Below are 20,369 nucleotides of genomic sequence, written 5' to 3' on the forward strand. Positions count from 1 at the left end.
GGTTCAAACCTCTGAAGCCTGCTCGATAGACCGCGGCGGCGGGCAGGCGCGGTTGCGAAAAAGGGCAATCGCATCCTTCGCCGACATCGGGCGCCCATAATAATAGCCCTGGATCTTGCCGCAGCCCAATTTGCGGATCATGTCGACCTCCCTCTCGGTCTCGGCACCTTCGGCAGTCGTGGACATGCCGAGACTGTCGGCCATGGCGACCACGGCGCGGACGATCGCCAGGCTTTCCGCATTGCCGGTCGCCGCGCCCTGAACGAAGGAGCGATCTATCTTGATGGTCGAGAACCGAAGCTTGCGCAGGTAACCGAGGGAGGAGTAGCCGGTGCCGAAGTCGTCCAGCGCAACCTTGCAGCCGAGCGCCATGACCTGTTCCAGCGCCGACCGGGCCAGCGTGGCATCGCGCAGGAAGATGCTCTCGGTCACTTCGAGTTCCAGTCGCGCGGCGGCCAGCCCGCTTTCGGTGAGTGCCGACACGACACTTGTGACGAAGTTCGGATCGAGCAATTGTTCGCCCGATACGTTGGCGGCCACACGGACATGCTCCGGCCAGTTCATCGCTTCGCGGCAGGCTTCGCGAAGAACCCACTGCCCTATGGGGACGATCTGCCGGGTGTCTTCGGCAAGCGGGATGAACTTTACGGGGCTGATCGCGCCATGCTCTTCGCTGTTCCAGCGCAGCAAGGCTTCGAAGCTGACCAGGGTTTCGTCCCGCGCATCCACCACGGGTTGGAAGCAGAGTGCGAATTCCCTGCGCTCCAGCGCGCCGCGCATCGAGAACTCCAGCTTTCGGCGCTCCTCGGCATGGGCGTGAAGCGCAGGCTCGTAAGGGAAGTGGGCGTTGCCGCCTTCGTCCTTCGAGCGATAGAGCGCGAGATCGGCGTTGCGCATCAGGGTTTCCGCCGCCTCGCCATCGCGCGGACCGATCGCCGAACCGACGGAGACGCCGACGAAAAGGGTGTGATGATCGACCTGGTAGGGCTGTGAAAGGCTCCGGATGACGCGCTGCGCCACCTTTTCCACATAGCTCGGTTCCGACGCGTCGCGAATGACCACTGCAAATTCGTCGCCGCCCAGGCGGCCGCAGACTTCGCGTTCGGTCATCTGCTCTTTCAGTCGTTCGGCAACGCGCGTCAGCAACTGGTCGCCAACGTGGTGGCCGAGTGTTTCGTTGATCGTCTTGAAGCGATCGAGATCGATCATCAGCAGGGCGCAGCGCATGCGCGATTGCGCGGCATAAGAAAGCGCCTGGCCCAAGGCTTCGGTCAGCATCAGGCGGTTGGGCATGCCGGTAAGGGGATCATAGCGGGCGAGCCAGGCGATCTTGTCCGAATTCTCCCGCGCCTCAGTGACGTCCGAGCCCAGGCCGCGGAACCCTTCGAACCGGCCGCTTTCATCGAATTGCGGCGTACCCGAAAGCTCCCACCATCGCGGCCTGCCGCCTACGGTGGCGCGGACCAGCAGGTTGGAGAAGCTTTCGCGACGCTTTAGGCGTTCGGCCAGATCGTGCAGGCTTGCCGGGAAGTCTCCGGTTTCCCAGGTCGGGCCGGCAATCAGTTGAAGGAACGGCAGGCCCTCCATCTCACTCGCATCCTTACCCATGGCGAACGCGAGGCGGGGCGAGGCGGCCCGGATGCGGCGGGCCGGGTCGATCTGCCAGAGCCAGTCGGCTTCGCCTTCCTCGAATTCGCGCAGCAGCAGCGAAACCACCTCGTCGCGCTCGACCATGCCGGCTTCGGCGATTTTTCCGACCAGGAACTGCCGGGCAGACTGGACGGCGCCGGCCAGGACGACGACGATGAAGGCGGAGGCGACAAGGGCGACATCGTAGAGGCCGAAGGAAAGGAAGCAGGCCACGGCCGAACCGCCAACGATTGCGGTGAAAACCAGCGTGCCGAGTGCAACGCCGGGAACCAGCACGGCGAATGCGGTCATCAGCATCGCCACTACGGTCCACAGCATGACCTGGTCGCGCGGATCCAGGAATGGGCCGAATCCGCACAGAGGAATCGACCAGATCAGTCCTTTTGCGGCGATCGCGGTGAAATAGGTGCGGATTTGATCCGGCCGGGGGCCGAGCCCCTCCGCATTAGCAACCGATTTTTCCGCGCGCGAGGCGTACCAGCCGACGATGCAGACGGCTGCGATCCAACCGAGGATCGGGCGATAATCGAAATGCGGCCCCAGCAGCGCGACAGCGGCGAGCATGGCGGCAAACTGCGTTGCAGTGCGGGCAAGGGGTGCCCGGCCAAGACAGGCGTACTGAAGTGCACGCAATTGCCCCCAGTCGCCTGCCGCGCTCCATTCGCTATCCCGCCGGGTAAACCCAAGGATCACGGTGACCGGCAGTTCCTGCGGCAGCGGGTGAATGGAATGTGACCGCTTTCTCACAGCCTAGCCTTTACCGGGCGAAGCCTTATCGCCCGGTAAACCATAGCGCATTTGCCGTTGCGGTGAAGGCGCCCGCTTAGGGGAAAGCCTCCGATCCGGTGCTATTCGACCGTCACGCTCTTGGCCAGGTTGCGCGGCTGATCCACATCGGTGCCTTTTACACAGGCGACGTGATAGGCCAGCAACTGGGCGGGCACGGCGTAGACCAGGGGTGCGATCAGCGGGTGGACGCGCGGCATCTCGATGGTGGCGATGCAGCCCTCGCCAGCCTCGGCAATGCCTTCCGCGTCCGAAATCAGCACGACCTTGCCGCCGCGCGCGCGCACTTCCTGCATGTTGCTGACGGTCTTCTCGAACAGCGGGCCTGACGGGGCGAGCACGATCACCGGCACTGCCTCGTCGATGAGGGCGATGGGGCCGTGCTTCATCTCGCCTGAGGCATAACCTTCGGCGTGGATGTAGCTGATTTCCTTCAGCTTCAACGCGCCTTCGAGCGCCAGCGGATAGTCCGGGCCACGGCCGAGATAGAGCACGTCGCGGGCCGGGGCTATGAGGTGCGCCATGGCAGCGATCTCTTCATCGTGATCGAGCGCGGCGTTGAGGCTGGCGGGCGTCTGAAGCAGATGCTGGACCACCTCGCTCTCTTCCGCCCGGTCCATGCGGCCGCGCTTCACGGCGAGATGCGCGGCAAGGGCGGCCAGCACGGCAAGCTGGCAGGTGAAGGCCTTGGTGGACGCCACGCCGATTTCCGGCCCGGCGTGCGTCGGCAGCAGCAGGTCCGCTTCGCGCGCCATGGTGCTGGTGGGCACGTTGACGACGACGGCGATGGTCTGGCCAGCCGCCTTGCAATGCTTCAGCGCTGCCAGCGTATCGGCCGTCTCGCCCGACTGCGAGATGAACAAGGCCAGGCCGCCGGGTTCCAGCACCGGGTCGCGGTAGCGGAATTCGGAAGCCACATCGATGTCGACCGGTAGGCGCGCGAAGGTTTCGATCCAGTACTTGGCCACCATGCCCGCGTAGAAGCTGGTGCCGCAGGCGACGATGGTGATGCGCTTTACGGTGGAGAGGTCGAAATCGATCTGGGGCAGTGCCACCGACTCGTCGACCTGGTGGATGTAGCTGCGCAGGGTCTGCGCCACCACGGTGGGCTGCTCGAAGATTTCCTTCTGCATGAAGTGGCGGTAATTGCCCTTCTCGATGGCGACGGCCGACGCGCCGGAGGAGACGATCTCGCGCTCGACCGGGTTGTTTTCGGCATCGAAGATACGCGCGCCTTCGCGGGTGATCACCACCCAGTCGCCTTCCTCGAGGTAGGAGATGCGCTGCGTGAGCGGGGCAAGGGCAAGGGCGTCCGAGCCGAGGTAGGTCTCGCCTTCGCCATAGCCGACGACCAGCGGCGAGCCGAGGCGGGCGCCGATCAGCAGGTCCGGGTGTTGGCGGAAGGCGATGGCAAGCGCAAAGGCACCACGCAGTTGCGGCAGCACGATCTTCACCGCGTCTTCCGGGGACAGTCCGGCCTCGACCCGCTCGGAAACGAGGTGGGCGACCACTTCGGTGTCGGTCTGGCTCTCGAAGGTGCGGCCGCGCGATTCGAGGGCTTCGCGCAGCGGCTTGAAGTTCTCGATGATGCCGTTGTGAACCAGCGCGAGATGCTCGGTGGCGTGCGGATGGGCATTGGCGGCCGTCGGCGCGCCGTGGGTGGCCCAACGGGTGTGGGCGATGCCGATCAGGCCCGGAGCCGGATCGCGGGCAAGTTCGTTGACGAGGTTGACCAGCTTGCCCTGTGCGCGGCGGCGGATGAGCTGGCCATTCTCGACCGTGCAGACGCCCGCGCTGTCATAGCCGCGATATTCCATGCGCCTCAGGCCGTCGACGAGCCGATCCGCGACCTGTTCCTTGCCGACGATGCCGATGATTCCACACATTGTGCTTGCTGTACCTTGTTCGAGACGAAAGCTGTCTTGCCTTGCACCGATAATCGTTGGCGCATGGTGGCGCCACCATGAAGCCTTGGTAATGTGTGCAAAGTGGAGGGACTTAAGACGTAATCCTGAAGGCTCAATCGTCCCCGCTTAGCAGGGCGCCGATTCCGCCCGCCGCGCCGAGCCCCAGCAGGGTGCTTTCGCCGCGGTTCTGCCCGCCGAAGGGCATTGCGGAGGCCATCATCCGCCCTGCCAGACGCGAGAACGGCAGCGACTGGATCCAGACTTTCCCCGGGCCGCGCAGCCGCGCGAAGAACACGCCTTCGCCGCCGAAGATCATCGACTTGACCGAGCCGGCACGCACCAGGTCGAAGTCTACGCCCGAGGTGAAGGCGGCGACGCAGCCGGTGTCGATGTGAAGTTCTTCGCCGGGCTCCAGCGTTTTCTCGATCACGGTGCCGCCCATCTGCACGAAGACCCAGCCGTCGCCTTCGAGGCGCTGCATGATGAAACCTTCGCCGCCGAACAGGCCGGTCATGATCTTCCGCTGGAAATGGACGCCGATCGACACGCCGCGCGCGGCGCAGAGGAAGGCATCTTTCTGGCAGATCAGGCGGCCCTCCACCTCGTCCAGCTTGATCGGCACGATCGAGCCGGGGATCGGCGCCGAAAAGGCGACACGGGCCTTGCCCCGCCCCTCGTGGGTGAAGACCGTGGTGAACAGGCTTTCGCCGGTGACGAGGCGCTTGCCGGCGCCGAGCAGCTTGCCCATGAAGCCGCCGCCCTGCTGGCCGGCGCCGTCCCCGAACACGGTGGACATGGCGATCGAGGAGTCCTTCCAGACCATCGCACCGGCTTCGGCCACCGCGCTTTCGCCGGGGTCCAGCTCGATCTCGACGAACTGGAGTTCATGCCCCTTGATCTCGAAATCGACATCGTCCGCGATCGCGGCGCTGCGCCGATGGTTCGAAGGGCTCTGGTTCGGGGAACTCGTGCCCCAGGGACTGTTCGACATGTAAACTCCGGTAAACGGGACAGATTCGTTGCATGATATGTGGGAATCGTGAAAGTTCTTGTCAAATGGCGCTCGTCGGATAGTCTGGGCGCTTGGACGAACACTGTTCCGACTAAAATCGCCCGGCAAGACCTTTCGGTTCAAGAAACCGCTGGTTCAAGACTGGGGCGCGATCGGTGTTCCTTGAGAGGATAAGCGCCGATGAACTTCAACAAGAAGTCGGTTTCATTCGTTTTCATCGGGCTGGCTGGCTTCGGCGCGGCTTTTTCCGGAGCTGCTTCCGCGCGGGACATCGGCAGTGCTGCGGTCGTGAACACCGCGCTTCATGTCGATAGCCGCAGCGACGTCAGCAAGGGTTTCGCCCTCATTCGCGCAGGCAAGCCGGCGCAGGCCGTCAAGATGTTCGATTCGGTGATCCTGGCCAACGAACAGGCGCTGGGCGGGGACGTTCGCCCTCGGCTCTGCCAGTCGAAGGCGACGCCGGAACCGATCGTCGCCGGCAAGGCGGTGGCGGTGAGCAGCGCGGTTTGCGATGCGCATTTCGGCAAGGGATTCGCGCTCGTCGATCTCGGCCGGGGCGATCTCGCCGAAGCCGAACTGCGCCGCGCCACCGAACTCGCGCCGACCGATGCGCATTTCGCCAACGAGTATGCGGAACTGTTCAAGTCGCGCCGCGAATGGCAGCGTTCTTACGATCTGTTCGCGCATGCCTGGGAAATCGTGGACAAGAGCACGTCCGGCGACGACGCCGGAATAGCGGCACGCGCGCTGCGCGGCATGGGCTATACCAAGATCGAGATGGGCCAGCTTGGCGAGGCGGAACGGCTGTTCCGTCAGTCGCTGGAGTACGATCCCGCCAATGCAGGCGCCAAGAGCGAGCTGGACTTCATCGCCCAGAAGCAGGCTATCGGCGCCTGAGACTGATTAGTTCGTCAGGGAGGACGGGCGGTCCGCGGGCCGCCCGTTTCCTGTCAGGATCCTGACTTTTCGGCTTTCTTCTTCTTCATGGCGTCGTGAAAGCGGTCGGCCCAGCCGGGCTTGACCAGTTGTTCGCCGCGCACCAGGCGCAGTTCGCCATCGGCCACATCGCGGGTCACCGTGCTGCCGGCGGCGACGATGGCGTCGGCGCCGATCTTCACCGGTGCGACGAGGGCGCTGTTCGAGCCGATGAAGGCACGTTCACCGATGACGGTGCGGTGCTTGAAGTAACCGTCGTAATTGCAGGTGATGGTGCCCGCGCCGAGGTTTGCCTTGGCGCCAACGATTGCATCGCCGACATAAGTGAGGTGATTGGCCTTGGCGCCTTCACCCAGTTCGGCGTTCTTCACTTCGACGAAATTGCCCACCTTGGCGCCCTTGCGCAAGATCGCGCCCGGACGCAGGCGGGCATAGGGCCCGATGGCGACGCCGCTTTCCAGCGTGGCGCCTTCGAGGTGCGAGAAGGCGTGGATGACCACATTGTCCGCCACCGTCACGCCGGGCGCGAAGACGACGTTGGGCTCGATGGTGACGTCGCGGCCGAGCCTTGTGTCCCAGGCGAAGAACACCGTTTCCGGGGCGATCAGCGTTGCGCCATCTGCCATGGCGGCGATGCGGCGCTTCGCCTGCCAGCGCGCTTCGGCCTCGGCCAGTTCGCCGCGGCTGTTGATGCCGCCCACTTCATCGGGATCGGGCGTGACGATCACCGCGCAGGCCTGCCCTTCGAGCGTCGCAACATTGACGATGTCTACCAGGTAGTATTCGCCCTGGGCGTTGTCGTTGCCGACACGGGCGAGCAGGTCGAACAGGTCGGCGGACTTTACCGCCATCAGCCCCGAATTGCAGAGGCGGCAGGCGCGCTGTTCTTCGGTGGCGTCCTTGTATTCCACCATCATCGCGATGCGTCCGTCGTCATGGGCAAGCACGCGGCCGTACTGGAGCGGATCCTCCGGCTCGAAGCCGAGAACGACCACAGCGGGCGAATCGTCGGCATGGAGCCGGTCGATCATCGCCCGCATCGTTCCGGTGCTCACGAAAGGCACGTCGCCATAGAGAATCAGGACATCGCCCGTGAAATCCGCAAGCGCGCCTTCGGCCTGCTGCACTGCATGGCCGGTGCCTAGCTGCGGCTCCTGCACGGCGATCGCCGCACGACTGCCCAGCGCTTTTTCCAGCTGCTCGCGGCCGTGCCCGGCCACCACCACCTGTCGCTCCGGCGCCAGCGCGGCTGCGCTTTCCAGCAGGTGTTCCAGCATCGGCCGGCCGGCTATGGGATGGAGCACCTTGTGCAGGTCACTCTTCATGCGAGTGCCCTTGCCGGCAGCGAGGACGACGATAGCGAGAGGGGTGGAATGTTCGACCATCCGCATCACTTGCCAGCAAATTGTTGCGGTTTCCACCGCGACACGCCACTGATCCGGGTATGACGAATTTCCCTTTCGATATCGTCGGTTTCGATCTGGACGGAACCTTGCTGGATTCATTGGGCGATCTGGGTATTGCGCTCAATCACGCGCTGTCGCTGGAGGGGCGGCCGGCTATTCCGAGGGAGGCGGTGCGCGACCTCGTGGGCGGCGGCGCCAGGAAAATGCTGGCGAAAGGGCTGGAGGTTACCGGCGGGCCGGTTTCGGACGAGCGGTTGAATGAGCTGCACCAGGCGCTGATCGACTTCTACAGCGATCATATCGCCGTGGAAACGCGGCTCTATCCCGGCGGTGAAGCCATGCTCCAGGGGCTGGCGGCGCGGGGGGTGAAGATCGCGGTCGTGACCAACAAGCTGGAACGGCTGGCCGTGAAGATCTTCGCGGAGATGGGGCTTTCGCACCATTTCTTCACGGTCATCGGCGGCGATACGCTCGGCCCCGGTCGTGCCAAGCCCCGGCCGGACCTCATCGAACTGATGCTGGAGCGGGCCGGAGGCGGGCCGGTCCGGGCGGCCTTCGTCGGCGATACGACTTACGATACCGGCGCGGCGGCGGCAGCGGGCATTCCCTGCGTGGCGGTGAGCTTCGGGTTCAACGACAGGCCCCCGCAGGAACTTGGCGCGACGGCGGTGATCGATCACTTCGACGAACTGATCCCGACGCTCGAACGCATCGGCGCGGCAGCCGAAACGGTCTGAGCGCAACGCCCTGCCGATAAGCGGGGCGTCGGGTTGTGGCGCAGACGCAATCGTGCCAGCCCCTGCTGGACAGGAGCGGGAGAGAAACGCGATGCCGACGCCGGGTGAAAAACTGCGCGCGCTGATCGAGAACGGCGAGCACTTCGTGGCTGCCGAAGCCTATTCGGCGCTGACCGGAAGGATCGTCGAGCATGTGGGTTTCAAGGCGGCCTATCTGGGTGGACATGCCTGCTCGGCGTTTCATTATGCGGTGCCCGACAACGGCGTTTTCAGCCAAGTCGAGATGATCGAGCAGTCGGCCCGGATCGCACAGGCCATCGATATCCCTCTGATCGTCGATGCCGATACGCTGGGCGAGACGGTGGCCGATGCCTACCACTTCACCCGCCGCTACGCCGCTGCTGGGATCGCCGGATACCACGTCGAGGACGAGGTGAATCCCAAGCACTCCAAGCACGTCAACGGACTCTGCTCGATCGAGGACATGCAGTTGCGAATCGAGGCCGGGGTGAAGGCGCGAGGCGATTCGGGTCTCGTCATCATCGCGCGCTGCGACGAACTCTACACCAGCGCCAATGGCGGCGGCGGCACCGGTTCCGTCGAGGAAGCGATACGGCGCGGGCACGCCTATTCCGAGGCCGGGGCGGATGCCATCGTCTTCGCCAGCGCGCCGCCCGAGCAGCAGGCCGAAGTCATCCCGCACATGCCGATCCCCGTCTGCACGCTCGGCTTCAACTTGCCGAACACCGCCTTCACGCTCTCCACAGCATGGGGCTGGGTTTCGGCGGCAGTCGGCCATCTGGCGATGGCGCGCGAGTTGATGGAAACCGGGGCGGTGAAAAGCGCGATGAACGCCTTCACCAACTTCCCCGAGAAATACGATCTGATCGACCAGAAACTCTACGACGACCTGATCGTCGAATGGGCGGAGCGGACGGGCCGACCGACGCGGCCCAATCACGCGCGATAGTGCTTCCTGCGGCGCAGCCAATATGGCTTCCGACCCAGCCATGGGCGCCCAACGGCTAGGCGGGGCGCAACATCGACAGTGACGGGGTGCAGGGGCGATGGCCCCTGCCTTTCACTTACTTCTTCGAGACTTTTTCAGGCTCCGGCAACACCAGAACCTCCAGCCCCTGCGCCGGATCGAGATAGCGCTGCGCCATCGCCTGGACCTCAGCGGAAGTGATCGTCATCAGCCGATCGCGGGCCTTGCCGAAGCGTTCGATGCGATCGGGCTGGCTCTGCGCGCGATCGACCAGCGAAAGCCAGCCGGCATTGCCTTTCAGCGCGTTCTGGTAGGCTTCGACGAGCGGCGCGCGGGCGCGTTGCAGAATGTCATCGCTGACCGGCGCCGCGCGCAGTTCGCGCAGGACTTTCGCGATGGCATCGCGTCCGGCGGGGACGTCCGCCACGTCGAGCGATGCGGCGATGGCGAAAGTGCCGTACCCTTTCCAGTAGCGCGAAAGCGAGCTTCCGGCGGAAGGCGAATAGGCCTTGCCGAGTGCTTCGCGCAGGCTGTCGGTCAGTTCGATGCGCACGACGCGTTCCAGCATCTGCAGCTTGAGCGCATCGAGCGGATCGGCATCGTCGCGGGTGGGCCAGGTCAGGCGGAGCAGGGCCTGGTCCGCGGGGCCGGTGTGGCGGACGACGCGGCGGGTGCGATCGGCGGTGAAAGTGCGGGGCGGTTGTTCGTCGTAAGGCCGGAAGGCGGTCTCGCGCGCAGGAAGAGCGCCGAAAGTGGCAGCCACGAAGGCGATGGCTTTCGCCTCGTCGAAATCGCCGACGATGCCGATTTCGAGAGCCCCGCTTGTAAGCCGGTCCGAAATGGCGTCGCGCAGCTTCGCGTAAGTCAGCTGGCGATAGGCTTCCACCGGCTGGAGGCTGAAGCGGGGGTCGTTGTCCGAGACGATCCGTCCAAGGTCAGCGCCCAGAGCCGAGGATGGTGTCGCGCGAAGCTGGGCGAAAGTGTTGTTCACCTGCTGCCGGTACTGCACCTCGCCTTCCTGGCGGTAGCCGGGATCGGTGACGAGCGCTGCGAGCAATTGCAGCTGCAGTTCGAGGTCGCGCGGGGTGGTGGCGGTTTGCGCATCGAAGCTCGCGGCGTCGCTGGAGAGCCCGAAGCCAAGGGAATGCCCTGCCATGATGCTGTCCAGGTCGTCGCGACTGTGCTTGCCCAGACCGCCTTTTTCCAGCCAGCCGACCATGTCGGTGGCCAGGGGATTTTCGCGCGTGTCGAGCATGTCGCCGCCGTCGATGGACAGGCTGACGCGGATGCGGTCCTTCTCCAGCTCGGTCTGCTTGAGATTGAGCATGACGCCGTTGGCGAAGCGAAGCCAGCGGATGCCGAACAGCGGATCCTGCGCGTCGCCGACCACCGCGCCGGGCTTGCCGAAATCCGTGTAGGCGAACTGGGCCGCGGCCTGTCCGTCCTCGCGCGGCACCGGCCCGCGCATGGCGCGTTTCCACGCGTCCCGGATGGCAGGCTCTCCGCCTTCGGGCGCCTTGCGACCTTCGAAGCGGATCAGCGGTTTGTCGAGCGCGACAGCCTCCCGTCTCAGCGCCGCGAGCACGGCCTTGGGCGTGATCGCTGGTGCAAACGATTCGAAGCGTTCCAGCGCGGAGGCGGGCGTGGAAGGGACGATGCCGTCATCGACGAGCGCCAGCGCGATCGCCGCCAGCGTGGCATTGCTGCGGGTGTTCGCCGAACCGGCGGCGTTGATCAGCGATGTCCGCAATTGCGCGAGCTGCTCGGCGATTTCTCCGTCGCCAAAGCCATGGGCGAGGGCGCGGCGATACTCACGGGCGGTGGCACTGACGCCTTCTGCCCACTTTCCGTCGACGCTATCGATGATGAGGCGGGTGGAGCGGGCGGTCTCGAAGACATCTCCCGTGCCGAACCCGGCCCCTCGAAACGGTGGCTCTGCGCCGCGCGACAGCCGTTGGAGGCGGCGATTGACGACGGCGTAGCCGATCGAGCGGAGCAGGTTCTCCTGGCGTTGGGCGATGGAGTCCGGCTCGTCCAGCCAGGCACCGTTGCGCTGGATCACCACCCGTTCGGAAAGGGCCGGATCGATCCACAGGCCGGTCCTTCCGCGATCCTTGCGGTCCACGGGGCCGGCATCGGGCTGCGGTTCGGCGGTGGGGCCTTGCCAAGCACCGAAGTGGCGGACGATTCCGGCTTCGACCTGCTTCGGATCGAAGTCTCCGACGACGACCAGGGTAACGTGGGCCGGGACGTATTCGCGCTCGTAGAAGGCGCGAAGGCTTTGCGCGTCGGCAGCGTCGAGCGTGGCGACGGTGCCGATGGGGAAGCGGCTGGCGTAGAGGGCGTGGGGGTAGAAGAAGCGGGCCGAATCGATGGCATTGCGCAGAGCGAACGTGTTGCGGTCGCGCATTTCCGACAGGATCACGCCGCGCTCCCGCGCGACCGCGCCTTGCGAGATCGTCAATTCGCTCGCCGTCTCGCGCATCAGCATCAGCGCGGTGTCCAGCAGGGCGGCGTCGTTGCGGGGCAGGTCCAGCTTGTAGACCGTCTGCTCGAAACTGGTGGAAGCGTTGGTATCGGCGCCGAAGGCGAGCCCGTCGCGTTCGAGCAGCGGGATCATCTTGCCCTCGGGAATGCGCGTGCTGCCGTTGAAGGCCATGTGCTCGACGAAGTGCGCATAACCCTGCTCGCGCTCACTCTCGTCAAGAGAGCCGGCGGAAACTTCCATCCGCACCACCCCGGTCCCGGCGGGCGTGGCATTGTGGCGGATCACGTAGCGCATGCCGTTGGCGAGGCGGCCGAACCGGAAATCGGGATCGACGGGCACGTCGCTGGTTTCGAAGGCCCAACGCGTGTCGTCGAGATGCGCGTCTTTGGCCAGAGCGCGCGGGTGGTCGAGTCGGGCATCCTTGGCCAGAGCGGGAACGGCAGCGGCCGGAAGGGAAGCGGCAAGGACCGGCGCGGCGATGAGAGCGGTTCGCATGGCGATGGCCTGCCTCAGCAAGCCGATGATAACAAGGGGGGCGGGCAGCCTCTTGGCGCCCAAACAGGAAAAAGCCCGGCGCACCTTGCGGTGGCCGGGCTTTTTCAGCAGTCCCGCGAGGCTTACTTGCCGCGCAGCTTGCGATGCTTGGAAAGGTCGAGGACTTCGCTCGGGCCGTTGTCGTCCTGGAGCAGGCCGAGGCGGCGGGCGACTTCCTGGTAGGCTTCCTCCTCACCGCCAAGGTCGCGGCGGAAGCGGTCCTTGTCCAGCTTTTCGCCGGTGAACATGTCCCACAGGCGGCAGCCGTCGGGGCTGATTTCGTCCGCCAGGATCACGCGGCTGTAGTCGCCGTCCCAGATGCGGCCGAACTCAAGCTTAAAGTCCACCAGGCGGATGTTGATCGCCGCGAACATGCCGCACATGAAGTCGTTCACGCGGATGGCCATGGCAGAGATGTCCTGCATCTCTTCGTTGGTGGCCCAGCCGAAGCAGGCGATGTGCTCTTCCGCGATCATCGGATCGCCCAGCGCGTCGTCCTTGTAATAGTATTCGATCAGCGTGTGCGGCAGGGGCTCGCCCTCGGGAATGCCGAGGCGCTTGGAGATCGAACCGGCCGCCACGTTGCGCACCACGACCTCGATGGGGATGATCTCGACCTGGCGGACGAGCTGTTCGCGCATGTTGAGGCGACGGATGAAGTGGTTGGGCACGCCGATATGGTTGAGGCGCGTGAACACGTACTCGCTGATGCGGTTGTTGATCACGCCCTTGCCCTGGATCGTGCCCTTCTTCTGCGCGTTGAACGCAGTGGCATCGTCCTTGAAGTACTGGATCAGGGTGCCGGGTTCGGGGCCTTCGTAGAGGATCTTGGCCTTGCCCTCGTAGATCTGGCGGCGACGGGACATGCGTGTTCGTCCTTGAAACTGTAAAAGAGCAAGCCTCGGTCCGATGGAAATCGCATCACGAGAAATCGGGGCCGGGGCGTTCGAGCGGGCATATAATGGAAGCAGGGGTAAAAGCAAACGGCGCTTGCGCGAGAGGTTGTCGGGAGCGGGCCCAAGAACGGGTCAGCCGCGCGCGACGGAGAGTTCTGCAACCAGGCCTTGCGCGGCCTGCCTCACTTGCGCCCACGTCGTCTCGAACCCTTCCGGCCCGCCATAGTAGGGATCTTCCACGTCTTGCCCCTCCATGCCCGGAACATGATCGAGCAATAGCGACAGGCGGGCTTTCGCCTTCACCGGGGCGATGCGCCTCAAGTCGGCAAGATTGGCGGCATCGAGGCCTACGATCCGGTCGAACCGCTGGAAATCCCCTGCGGTTACTTGACGGGCAGCATAGCGGGAAATGTCGATGCCGTGCTTGAGCGCGTCGGCGCAGGAGCGCGGGTCGGGTGCCTTTCCGGTGTGCCAGGAAGCCGTGCCCGCCGAATCGATCTCCATGTCCAGCCCGGCTGCTTCCGCCGCATGGCGCAGGGCAGCTTCCGCAAGAGGAGAGCGGCAGATATTGCCCAAGCAGACGAAGAGGACGGAGGGGCGATGCGCGTTTTCTTCGGACATGAGCCGAAGCTAGCGCGGAAGCGGGGCGATCTCAAATCGCGTCGAGAATTGCCTGGACTCTCAGTGTCATCCCTCTCAGCGATGACCGAAGATGCGTTCGAGAAGGGTCGGCTGGTCCATCGGCTGGATCGGACCATGGAAGCGCCGGCGCAGGCCCGGATCGAGCGGCGTGCGCGGGGTCCAGATTCGCTCGGAACGATAGGTGCTGTCTTGCGTCAGGGCCATTGGCAGAGGCTCCTTTCCTCGGGGTCATTCCTGAGAATAAACCCCGAGTCTGACTGAAAGTTTCCTTAACCTGGCGGCAAGGCCGTTGTGGCGGGCTACCTGACCGCCGCTCCGGCCTCCTGCGCGAGCCGCCGGACCATCTCGCAGACCTCTCTGGCCATGAATGGCTTTCCGAGCATCGGCCGGTCGGCGTGATCGCCGGGAAGATGGCGGCGATCGTAGCCGCTGACGAAGGCGAAAGGCGTGTCGCGGGCGGCGAGTTCGTCCGCAACCACGTCGATTCGCTCGCCATTGAGATTGCCGTCGAGCAGGGCAAGGTCGGGATCGGCTTCGCGTATCATGGCAAGCGCCTGTTCGCAGGACGTGGCGGGGCCGAGCACGATGGCGCCCAGGTCCTCTATCTCCATCACCAGTTCCATGGCCACCAGCGGCTCATCCTCGACGATCAGCACCTTGAGTTCGCGGGCACTGCGTTCGATCGGGGCAGCTTGAGCCGCTTGCGGTTCTTCGGGCGGTCGATCGCGGTCGACGGTTTGCGCCACGTCCTTCTCGATGTCCTGTTCGGCAAGCGGCAGCACCAATTGCCAGCGAACGCCTTCGCGATCGTAGTCCGCGCCGATCCGGGCGCCATCGGCGGCCATGCTGCTCTCGATGAGGGTAGAGCCGAACCCGCGGCGATCCGGCGCCGTCACCGGCGGGCCGCCGCGTTCGGTCCAGGTCAGCGAGAGCACTTGCCCCCGGAACGCCCAATCCAGCGCGACGGTACCCACTTCGTTCGAAAAAGCGCCGTACTTGTGCGCATTGGTGGCCAGTTCGTGGAGAATGAGCGAGAACCGCAGCGCAATTTCCGGTGGCAGTTCCACGTCGGGGCCCGACAGCTTCAGCCGGTCCTCGCTGACGGCGCCGATGGCGACCTGTTCGGCGATCAGGCTGCGCAGGCTGGCCGGTTCCCATGTCGTCGCGCTCAGCAGCGAATGGGCGCGGGCGAGGGACTGCAGGCGGCCGCTGAACGACTGCTGGAAATCTTCCGTCGAACGGGCATGGCGGAACCCCTGGGAGGCGATGGCCTGGACCGTGGCCAGCGTGTTCTTCACGCGGTGGTTCAACTCACCGATCAGCAGGCGTTGCGTCTCTTCGGCACGAGCCCGTTCGGTGACGTCGAGCAGCTCGATCATGACGCTGGCGCCGCGCGAGCCGGTGCCTGCGAGCGAGGAGCAGTACCACTCGCCTTCGCGCAGCGCGCCATCGGCACGGACGAAGCGGTGTTCCTGGGTTTCGCGCCGGTCTTCGCCGCCCAGCAGCGCGCGCATGCCTTCGACGAAGCCTGGCCGGTCGGCCGGGGCGAGGAACGGGGCTTCCTCCACTTTCAGGCCAAGTATCTCCTGCGCCGAAAAGCCCACTTCGCGCTCGGCACTGCGATACCAGCTGACGATCCGCAAGTTGGCGTCGATCTCCAGCACGGCCAGCGGCGAATTGTCGCCGTGGGCGCGCAGGCGGCCGAGCGCGAGGCCCAATTCGTCGCGCTGACGGGCGATCTCGCGGCGCTGGCGCGCCAGTTCGACGAAGACCGCGACCTTGGAGTTCAGCTCCACCATGTCGAGCGGCTTGAGCAGATAATCCACCGCGCCTGCCTCGTAGCCGCGAAAACGGCGGCGTTCGTCGGTGGCGAGGGCGGTGAGGAAGATGATCGGCACGGCGCGGGTCCGTTCGGTGCCGCGCATCAGTTCGGCCAGTTCGAAGCCGTCCATCTCCGGCATCATGACATCGAGCAGGGCCAGCGCGAAATCGTGGCGGAGCATGGCCTCCAGTGCCTCGAATCCCGATGAGACGGTCACCAGTTCCACGCCGGGCTGGTCGAGCGCGGCTTCGAGGACGAGCAGGTTCTCCCGGATGTCGTCCACGGCCAGGATTTTCAGAGGCTCATTCAGCAAAGGTCGCCTCCTGGATATCGTTCTTGTTGCGCCGCCAGATTTTTTCCAACGGTGCGAATTCGGCGAAGCTATCGCTCTCTGTAGAGAAGTGCACGGTTTCCTTCGATCCCAATCCCAGAAAGCCTCCGGGCGGCAGGGACTGCGCGAATAGCCCGAGCGCACGATCCTGCAAGGCGCGGTCGAAATAGATCAGCACGTTGCGGCTGGACACCAGCTGAACCTCGGAAAACACCGCGTCGCTCGCCAGATTGTGGTCCGCGAAGACGGCGCGGCGGCGCAAGGTGGGATCGAACCGCGCCACGCCATAATTTGCGGTGTAGTAGTCCGCCAGCGATCCGGCGCCGCCCGCCTCGCGGTAGTTGCGGGAAAAGCCGGCGATCCGCTCGATCTCGTAGACGCCTGCTTCGGCCTTGGCGAGCGCGGCGGGATTGATGTCGGTGCAATAGAACATGGTGCGCTCTTCCAGTCCTTCTTCGCGGAAGAGGATGGCCAGCGAGTAGAACTCCTCGCCGTTGGCGCAGCCGGCGATCCATACCTTGATCGAGGGCCAGGTGCGCAAGTGCGGGATCACCTGTTCGCGAATGGCGCGGAAATACTCCGGGTCACGGAACATCTCGCTGACCTGGATCGTCAGGAAGCCGATCAGGACGTTCAGGCTCTCGGGATCGTGGAGGATGCGGTCGAGCAGGCTGGAGAGGTGCGGATAGCCGAAATGCGACTGCGCCCGCTGGAGCCGGCGCAGCAGCGAGGCGCGGGAATAGTCGCGGAAATCGTACTGGTAGCGTCGCCAGATCGCCTCCACCAGCAGGTCGACCTCGATGTCCTCCACGGCCTCGACGCCGCGTCTCCCGGGGAACCTTGCGGTCATCGGCTTCGCGGTCATTTGCTTCACCGGGGCATCCATACGCGCACCAGGCTGAGCAGCTTGTCCACGTCGAGCGGCTTCGACAGATAGTCGTTGGCGCCGGCTTCCAGGCATTCGCGATGGTCGCGTTCCATGGCCTTGGCGGTCAGCGCGATGATCGGCAGGTTCGCCCACTGGGCCTGCTGACGGATTTCGCGCGTGCAGGCGAGGCCGTCCATCTCCGGCATCATCACGTCCATCAGCACGAGGTCCACGGCGGCGCCGTCGCTGTCGGCCACGCGGGCCAGTTCGTTCAGCGCCTCGATGCCGTTGCGGGCGATGCGAACCTGGACGCCGTGCGGCTCCAGCACCGAAGTGAGCGCGTAGATGTTGCGGATGTCGTCCTCCACCACCAGGATCTGGCGGCCTTCCAGCGCGGCATCGCGGCCCAGCGAGCGGGCGAGCAACTGCTGCTTCTCGTCGGGCATTTCCGAGACGACCTGGTGGAGGAACAACGTGACCTCGTCGAGCAGGCGTTCGGGGCTCTTGGCACCCTTGACGATGATCGACTTGGAATAGCGCCGCAGCCGCATCTCCTCCTCTTCGGAGAGTTCGCGGCCGGTATAGACGATCACCGGCGGGAACCCGACGCTTTCGTCATGGGAGAGCCGTTCGAGCAGGTCTAGCCCGGACATGTCGGGCAGGTTGAGGTCCAGGACCATGCAGTCGAACGTTTCCTGCCCCAGACGGGCAAGGCAGTCGGCGGCGCTCTGCACGTCCACCGTCTCCACGTCGCGCGAGGCGAGCAGGAGGTGGATCGCCTCGGCCTGTCTCGGGTCGTCCTCGACCACGAGCACGCGGCGCAGACGCTGGTCCATCCGTGCTTCGAGGCCTTCCAGCATGTCCACCAGCGTATCCCGGCTGACCGGCTTGAACAGGTAGCCCACCGCGCCGCTGGCCAGCGCGGCATGGTCGTCATGGTCTGCGGAAACGATGTGCACCGGGATGTGACGGGTGCGGGTGTCGCGCTTGATCCGGTCCAGCACGGAGAGGCCGGTGTGGTCCGGCAGGTGCATGTCGAGGATCACCGCTTGCGGCAGGTATTGGCGGGCGAGCAGGGCGCCTTCGTCGGCCGTGCCCGCGATCAGGCATTCGAAGCCGACTTCATGGGCAAGGTCGGAAAGGATCCGGGCGAAGGCGGGATCGTCCTCGACGATCAGGATCACGCGGGAATCGCCCGAGAGCGTCTCGCGGTCATCCTGGAGCGCGGGACCGCGGCGGCGCGGCGGTGCTGTCGTCGCCGTGGCGGCGGGCGTCGGGGTAGGCGTCGCACGGCCGGGAATGAGCGGGGTGCTGGCGGAATCGCCGGGCTTGAAACTCTCGGGCAGTTCGAGCGTGAAGGTGCTGCCGATGCCGGGGGTGCTGTCCACCGTGATCGTGCCGCCCAGCAGGTGCGCCAGCTCGCGGGAGATCGAGAGGCCGAGTCCGGTGCCGCCATACTTGCGGGCGATGCCGCCGTCGGCCTGGCGGAAGGCCTCGAAGATCGCGTCCTGCTGGTCCTCGGCGATCCCCGGCCCGGTATCGCGCACCGCAAAGGCGATGCGGCCCTTCGCCGCTGGCGCGACGGTGAGCGAAACCTCGCCATGGGAGGTGAACTTGACCGCGTTGGACAGGAAGTTCTTGAGCACCTGTTCCAGCCGGAGCGGATCGGTTTCGATCTCGTCCACGTTATCGGCCGCGCGCAAGGTCAGCGTCAGGCCCTTGCCCGAGGCGGCGGCGCCGAAGGTGCTCTCCAGCTTGCCGAGCATCGCCCGCACCGGAACCCGGTGCGGCTCCAGTTCCAGCCGGCCGGCCTCGATCTTCGAGATGTCGAGCACGTCGTTGATCAGCGTCAGCAGGTCGTTGCCCGAGGATTCGATGGTTTCGGCATAACGCACCTGCTCGCCGGAAAGGTTGCCCTGGCGATTGTCCGCCAGGAGGCGCGCCATGATCAGCAGCGAATTGAGCGGGGTGCGCAACTCGTGGCTCATGTTGGCGAGGAATTCCGACTTGTAGCGGCTGGCCTGCTCCAGTTCGTCGGTCTGGCTGCGCAGGCGCGCCTGCGAACGGGTCAGTTCGTCGCGCTGGGCTTCCAGCGACTGGGCCTGCTCTTCCAGCTGCGAATTGTTGCGCTCAAGCTCGGCCTGCTGCTCTTCGAGCTGCGTTTGCGAATGGAGCAGGAGCTTGCTCTGGGCTTCCAGTTCGTCGTTGGTGGCGCGCAGTTCCTCGCTCTGGTTCTGGAGTTCCTCGGCCTGCTGCTGGGTTTCCGAGAGGAGGTGCTCCAGCCGTGCACGGAACTTGGCCGAGCGCAGGGTTATGCCCAGCGCGCTGCCCACGAGATCGAGGAAAGCGGCAAGGTCTTCGGGACGGGCCTCCGGCGCGTCGATGAAGCCGATTTCGAGCACGGCGTTCACCGTGCCGTCGACCTGCGCGGCCCCCAGCACGAGGCGGGCAGGCGTGGTCTGACCCAGAGCCGTTCCGAAGGAAAGATAGCCGGCCGGCACGCTCGTTATGATCGTGGTGCGGCCGTGGCGCATGACTTCGCCCAGAAGGCTCTCTCCCGGTCCCATTCGTTCGGGCACATGGGCATCTGCGGGTACGCCGTAAGTCGCGATCTTGTGGAACGTGCCTTCCTCGCGGACGTAGAGCGCCCCGGCAATTCCGCCGAACCGCTCGGCCAGGAAGGCGAGCGTGCGGCTGCCGAGTTCGTTCAGCGGCAGGCTGCCAGCCGTGGCGCGGGCGAGTTCCGTCTCGCTTTCGCGCAGCCACTGCTGGTGGCGATTGGCATTGCGGTAGCGGATGAGAAAGAAGCCGATGCCTCCCAGCAGGAGGTTGGTCACGCCGGAAAGGGCGCGGTTGGTCATCGCTATTTCCAGCCCCAGGCCCTGGGGGGCGATGAAATAGGCCGCCATGGCGCAGCCGATGCCGCAGAGCGCCGTGAGCAAGGGGGTTATCGGTCGCCGTGCGATGAAAGCTATCACCGTGGGGATCAGATAGAGGACGCTGACCCCGGTCCCCAGCGGGATCGTGATGTCCACCAGCAGGCAGAATCCGAGGACGATGATGATGACAAGCGCAAGCTGGACGTGAAGACTGAGGGCCTTGCTGGGCGACATTATGAATCTCAAGGGATCGGGCCGGCTGCAGGCGGACCGTTTTTCCCCCAAACTTCCAAAGACGGTCCCCGGATCGGATGGATGAACGCCGCGAATTGCGATGGGTTCCCGAAGAGGCTGCAAATTTTACGGGGGGTGCGATTTTGCAGGTCGCCACCGGGTCAATGGCGCAAGAAACACGCGCAGGCCGAGTGAGGGTTTCATTAAGTAAGTTCCGGTAGATCGTGCAGGAATACCGACGAACTTCGCGGAA

At 65.1% G+C, this 20,369-nt stretch carries 14 protein-coding genes; 3 read left to right on the forward strand and 11 right to left on the reverse strand.

Going from position 1 to position 20,369, the window contains the following annotated elements; genetic code table 11:
- Positions 1–3 precede the first annotated feature (3 nt).
- The 3 genes from RT424_RS10595 to RT424_RS10605 all read right to left on the reverse strand — a co-directional run bounded on the left by RT424_RS10595 (position 4) and on the right by RT424_RS10605 (position 5,334).
- Positions 4–2,397: an EAL domain-containing protein gene (locus RT424_RS10595; protein WP_313437457.1), complete on the reverse strand. Its 2,394-nt coding sequence runs from the start codon at positions 2,395–2,397 to the stop codon at positions 4–6.
- A gap of 101 nt (positions 2,398–2,498) precedes the next feature.
- Entirely contained in the window at positions 2,499–4,322 is a 1,824-nt protein-coding gene (gene glmS, locus RT424_RS10600; protein ID WP_313437459.1) for a glutamine--fructose-6-phosphate transaminase (isomerizing), read from the reverse strand.
- A 133-nt stretch (positions 4,323–4,455) separates the two neighbouring features.
- Positions 4,456–5,334 carry a TIGR00266 family protein gene (locus RT424_RS10605; protein ID WP_313437462.1) on the reverse strand — a complete coding sequence of 293 codons (879 nt, stop codon included), beginning with the start codon at positions 5,332–5,334 and terminating at the stop codon, positions 4,456–4,458.
- Between the two features lie 201 nt (positions 5,335–5,535).
- Here RT424_RS10605 and RT424_RS10610 point away from each other — a divergent pair, with 201 nt between their 5' ends.
- On the forward strand, positions 5,536–6,252 hold the full coding sequence (locus tag RT424_RS10610; protein ID WP_313437468.1) for a tetratricopeptide repeat protein: 717 nt from the start codon (positions 5,536–5,538) through the stop codon (positions 6,250–6,252).
- Positions 6,253–6,305: 53 nt separating this feature from the next.
- Here the strand turns inward: RT424_RS10610 and glmU are convergent, their stop codons facing one another.
- A complete protein-coding gene (gene glmU, locus RT424_RS10615; RefSeq protein WP_313437471.1) occupies positions 6,306–7,676 on the reverse strand; it encodes a bifunctional UDP-N-acetylglucosamine diphosphorylase/glucosamine-1-phosphate N-acetyltransferase GlmU in 1,371 nt (456 codons plus the stop codon).
- A gap of 59 nt (positions 7,677–7,735) precedes the next feature.
- Here glmU and RT424_RS10620 point away from each other — a divergent pair, with 59 nt between their 5' ends.
- Positions 7,736–8,434, forward strand: coding sequence for an HAD-IA family hydrolase (locus RT424_RS10620; protein WP_313437474.1), 699 nt, complete (start codon positions 7,736–7,738; stop codon positions 8,432–8,434).
- A 91-nt stretch (positions 8,435–8,525) separates the two neighbouring features.
- Positions 8,526–9,404: an isocitrate lyase/PEP mutase family protein gene (locus RT424_RS10625; RefSeq protein ID WP_313437477.1), complete on the forward strand. Its 879-nt coding sequence runs from the start codon at positions 8,526–8,528 to the stop codon at positions 9,402–9,404.
- A gap of 115 nt (positions 9,405–9,519) precedes the next feature.
- Here RT424_RS10625 and RT424_RS10630 read toward each other — a convergent pair whose 3' ends face one another.
- The 7 genes from RT424_RS10630 to RT424_RS10660 all read right to left on the reverse strand — a co-directional run bounded on the left by RT424_RS10630 (position 9,520) and on the right by RT424_RS10660 (position 20,116).
- On the reverse strand, positions 9,520–12,405 hold the full coding sequence (locus RT424_RS10630) for an insulinase family protein (RefSeq protein WP_313437480.1): 2,886 nt from the start codon (positions 12,403–12,405) through the stop codon (positions 9,520–9,522).
- Positions 12,406–12,527: 122 nt separating this feature from the next.
- Complete coding sequence (purC, locus tag RT424_RS10635; RefSeq protein ID WP_132263291.1) at positions 12,528–13,310, reverse strand: phosphoribosylaminoimidazolesuccinocarboxamide synthase; 783 nt, start codon at positions 13,308–13,310, stop codon at positions 12,528–12,530.
- Between the two features lie 162 nt (positions 13,311–13,472).
- Complete coding sequence (locus RT424_RS10640; protein WP_313437489.1) at positions 13,473–13,961, reverse strand: low molecular weight protein-tyrosine-phosphatase; 489 nt, start codon at positions 13,959–13,961, stop codon at positions 13,473–13,475.
- Between the two features lie 75 nt (positions 13,962–14,036).
- Positions 14,037–14,186, reverse strand: a complete 150-nt coding sequence (locus RT424_RS10645) for a hypothetical protein (RefSeq protein ID WP_313437491.1) — start codon at positions 14,184–14,186, stop codon at positions 14,037–14,039.
- A 95-nt stretch (positions 14,187–14,281) separates the two neighbouring features.
- On the reverse strand, positions 14,282–16,117 hold the full coding sequence (locus tag RT424_RS10650; protein ID WP_313437494.1) for a response regulator: 1,836 nt from the start codon (positions 16,115–16,117) through the stop codon (positions 14,282–14,284).
- On the reverse strand, positions 16,107–17,000 hold the full coding sequence (locus tag RT424_RS10655; RefSeq protein WP_313437502.1) for a CheR family methyltransferase: 894 nt from the start codon (positions 16,998–17,000) through the stop codon (positions 16,107–16,109). The genes RT424_RS10650 and RT424_RS10655 overlap by 11 nt, the downstream gene beginning before the upstream one ends.
- 5 nt (positions 17,001–17,005) lie before the next feature.
- Positions 17,006–20,116: a response regulator gene (locus tag RT424_RS10660; protein WP_313437497.1), complete on the reverse strand. Its 3,111-nt coding sequence runs from the start codon at positions 20,114–20,116 to the stop codon at positions 17,006–17,008.
- Between the last annotated feature and the right edge of the window lie 253 nt (positions 20,117–20,369).

The sequence above is a fragment of the Novosphingobium sp. genome, from assembly GCF_032093395.1.
GTDB lineage: Bacteria > Pseudomonadota > Alphaproteobacteria > Sphingomonadales > Sphingomonadaceae > Novosphingobium.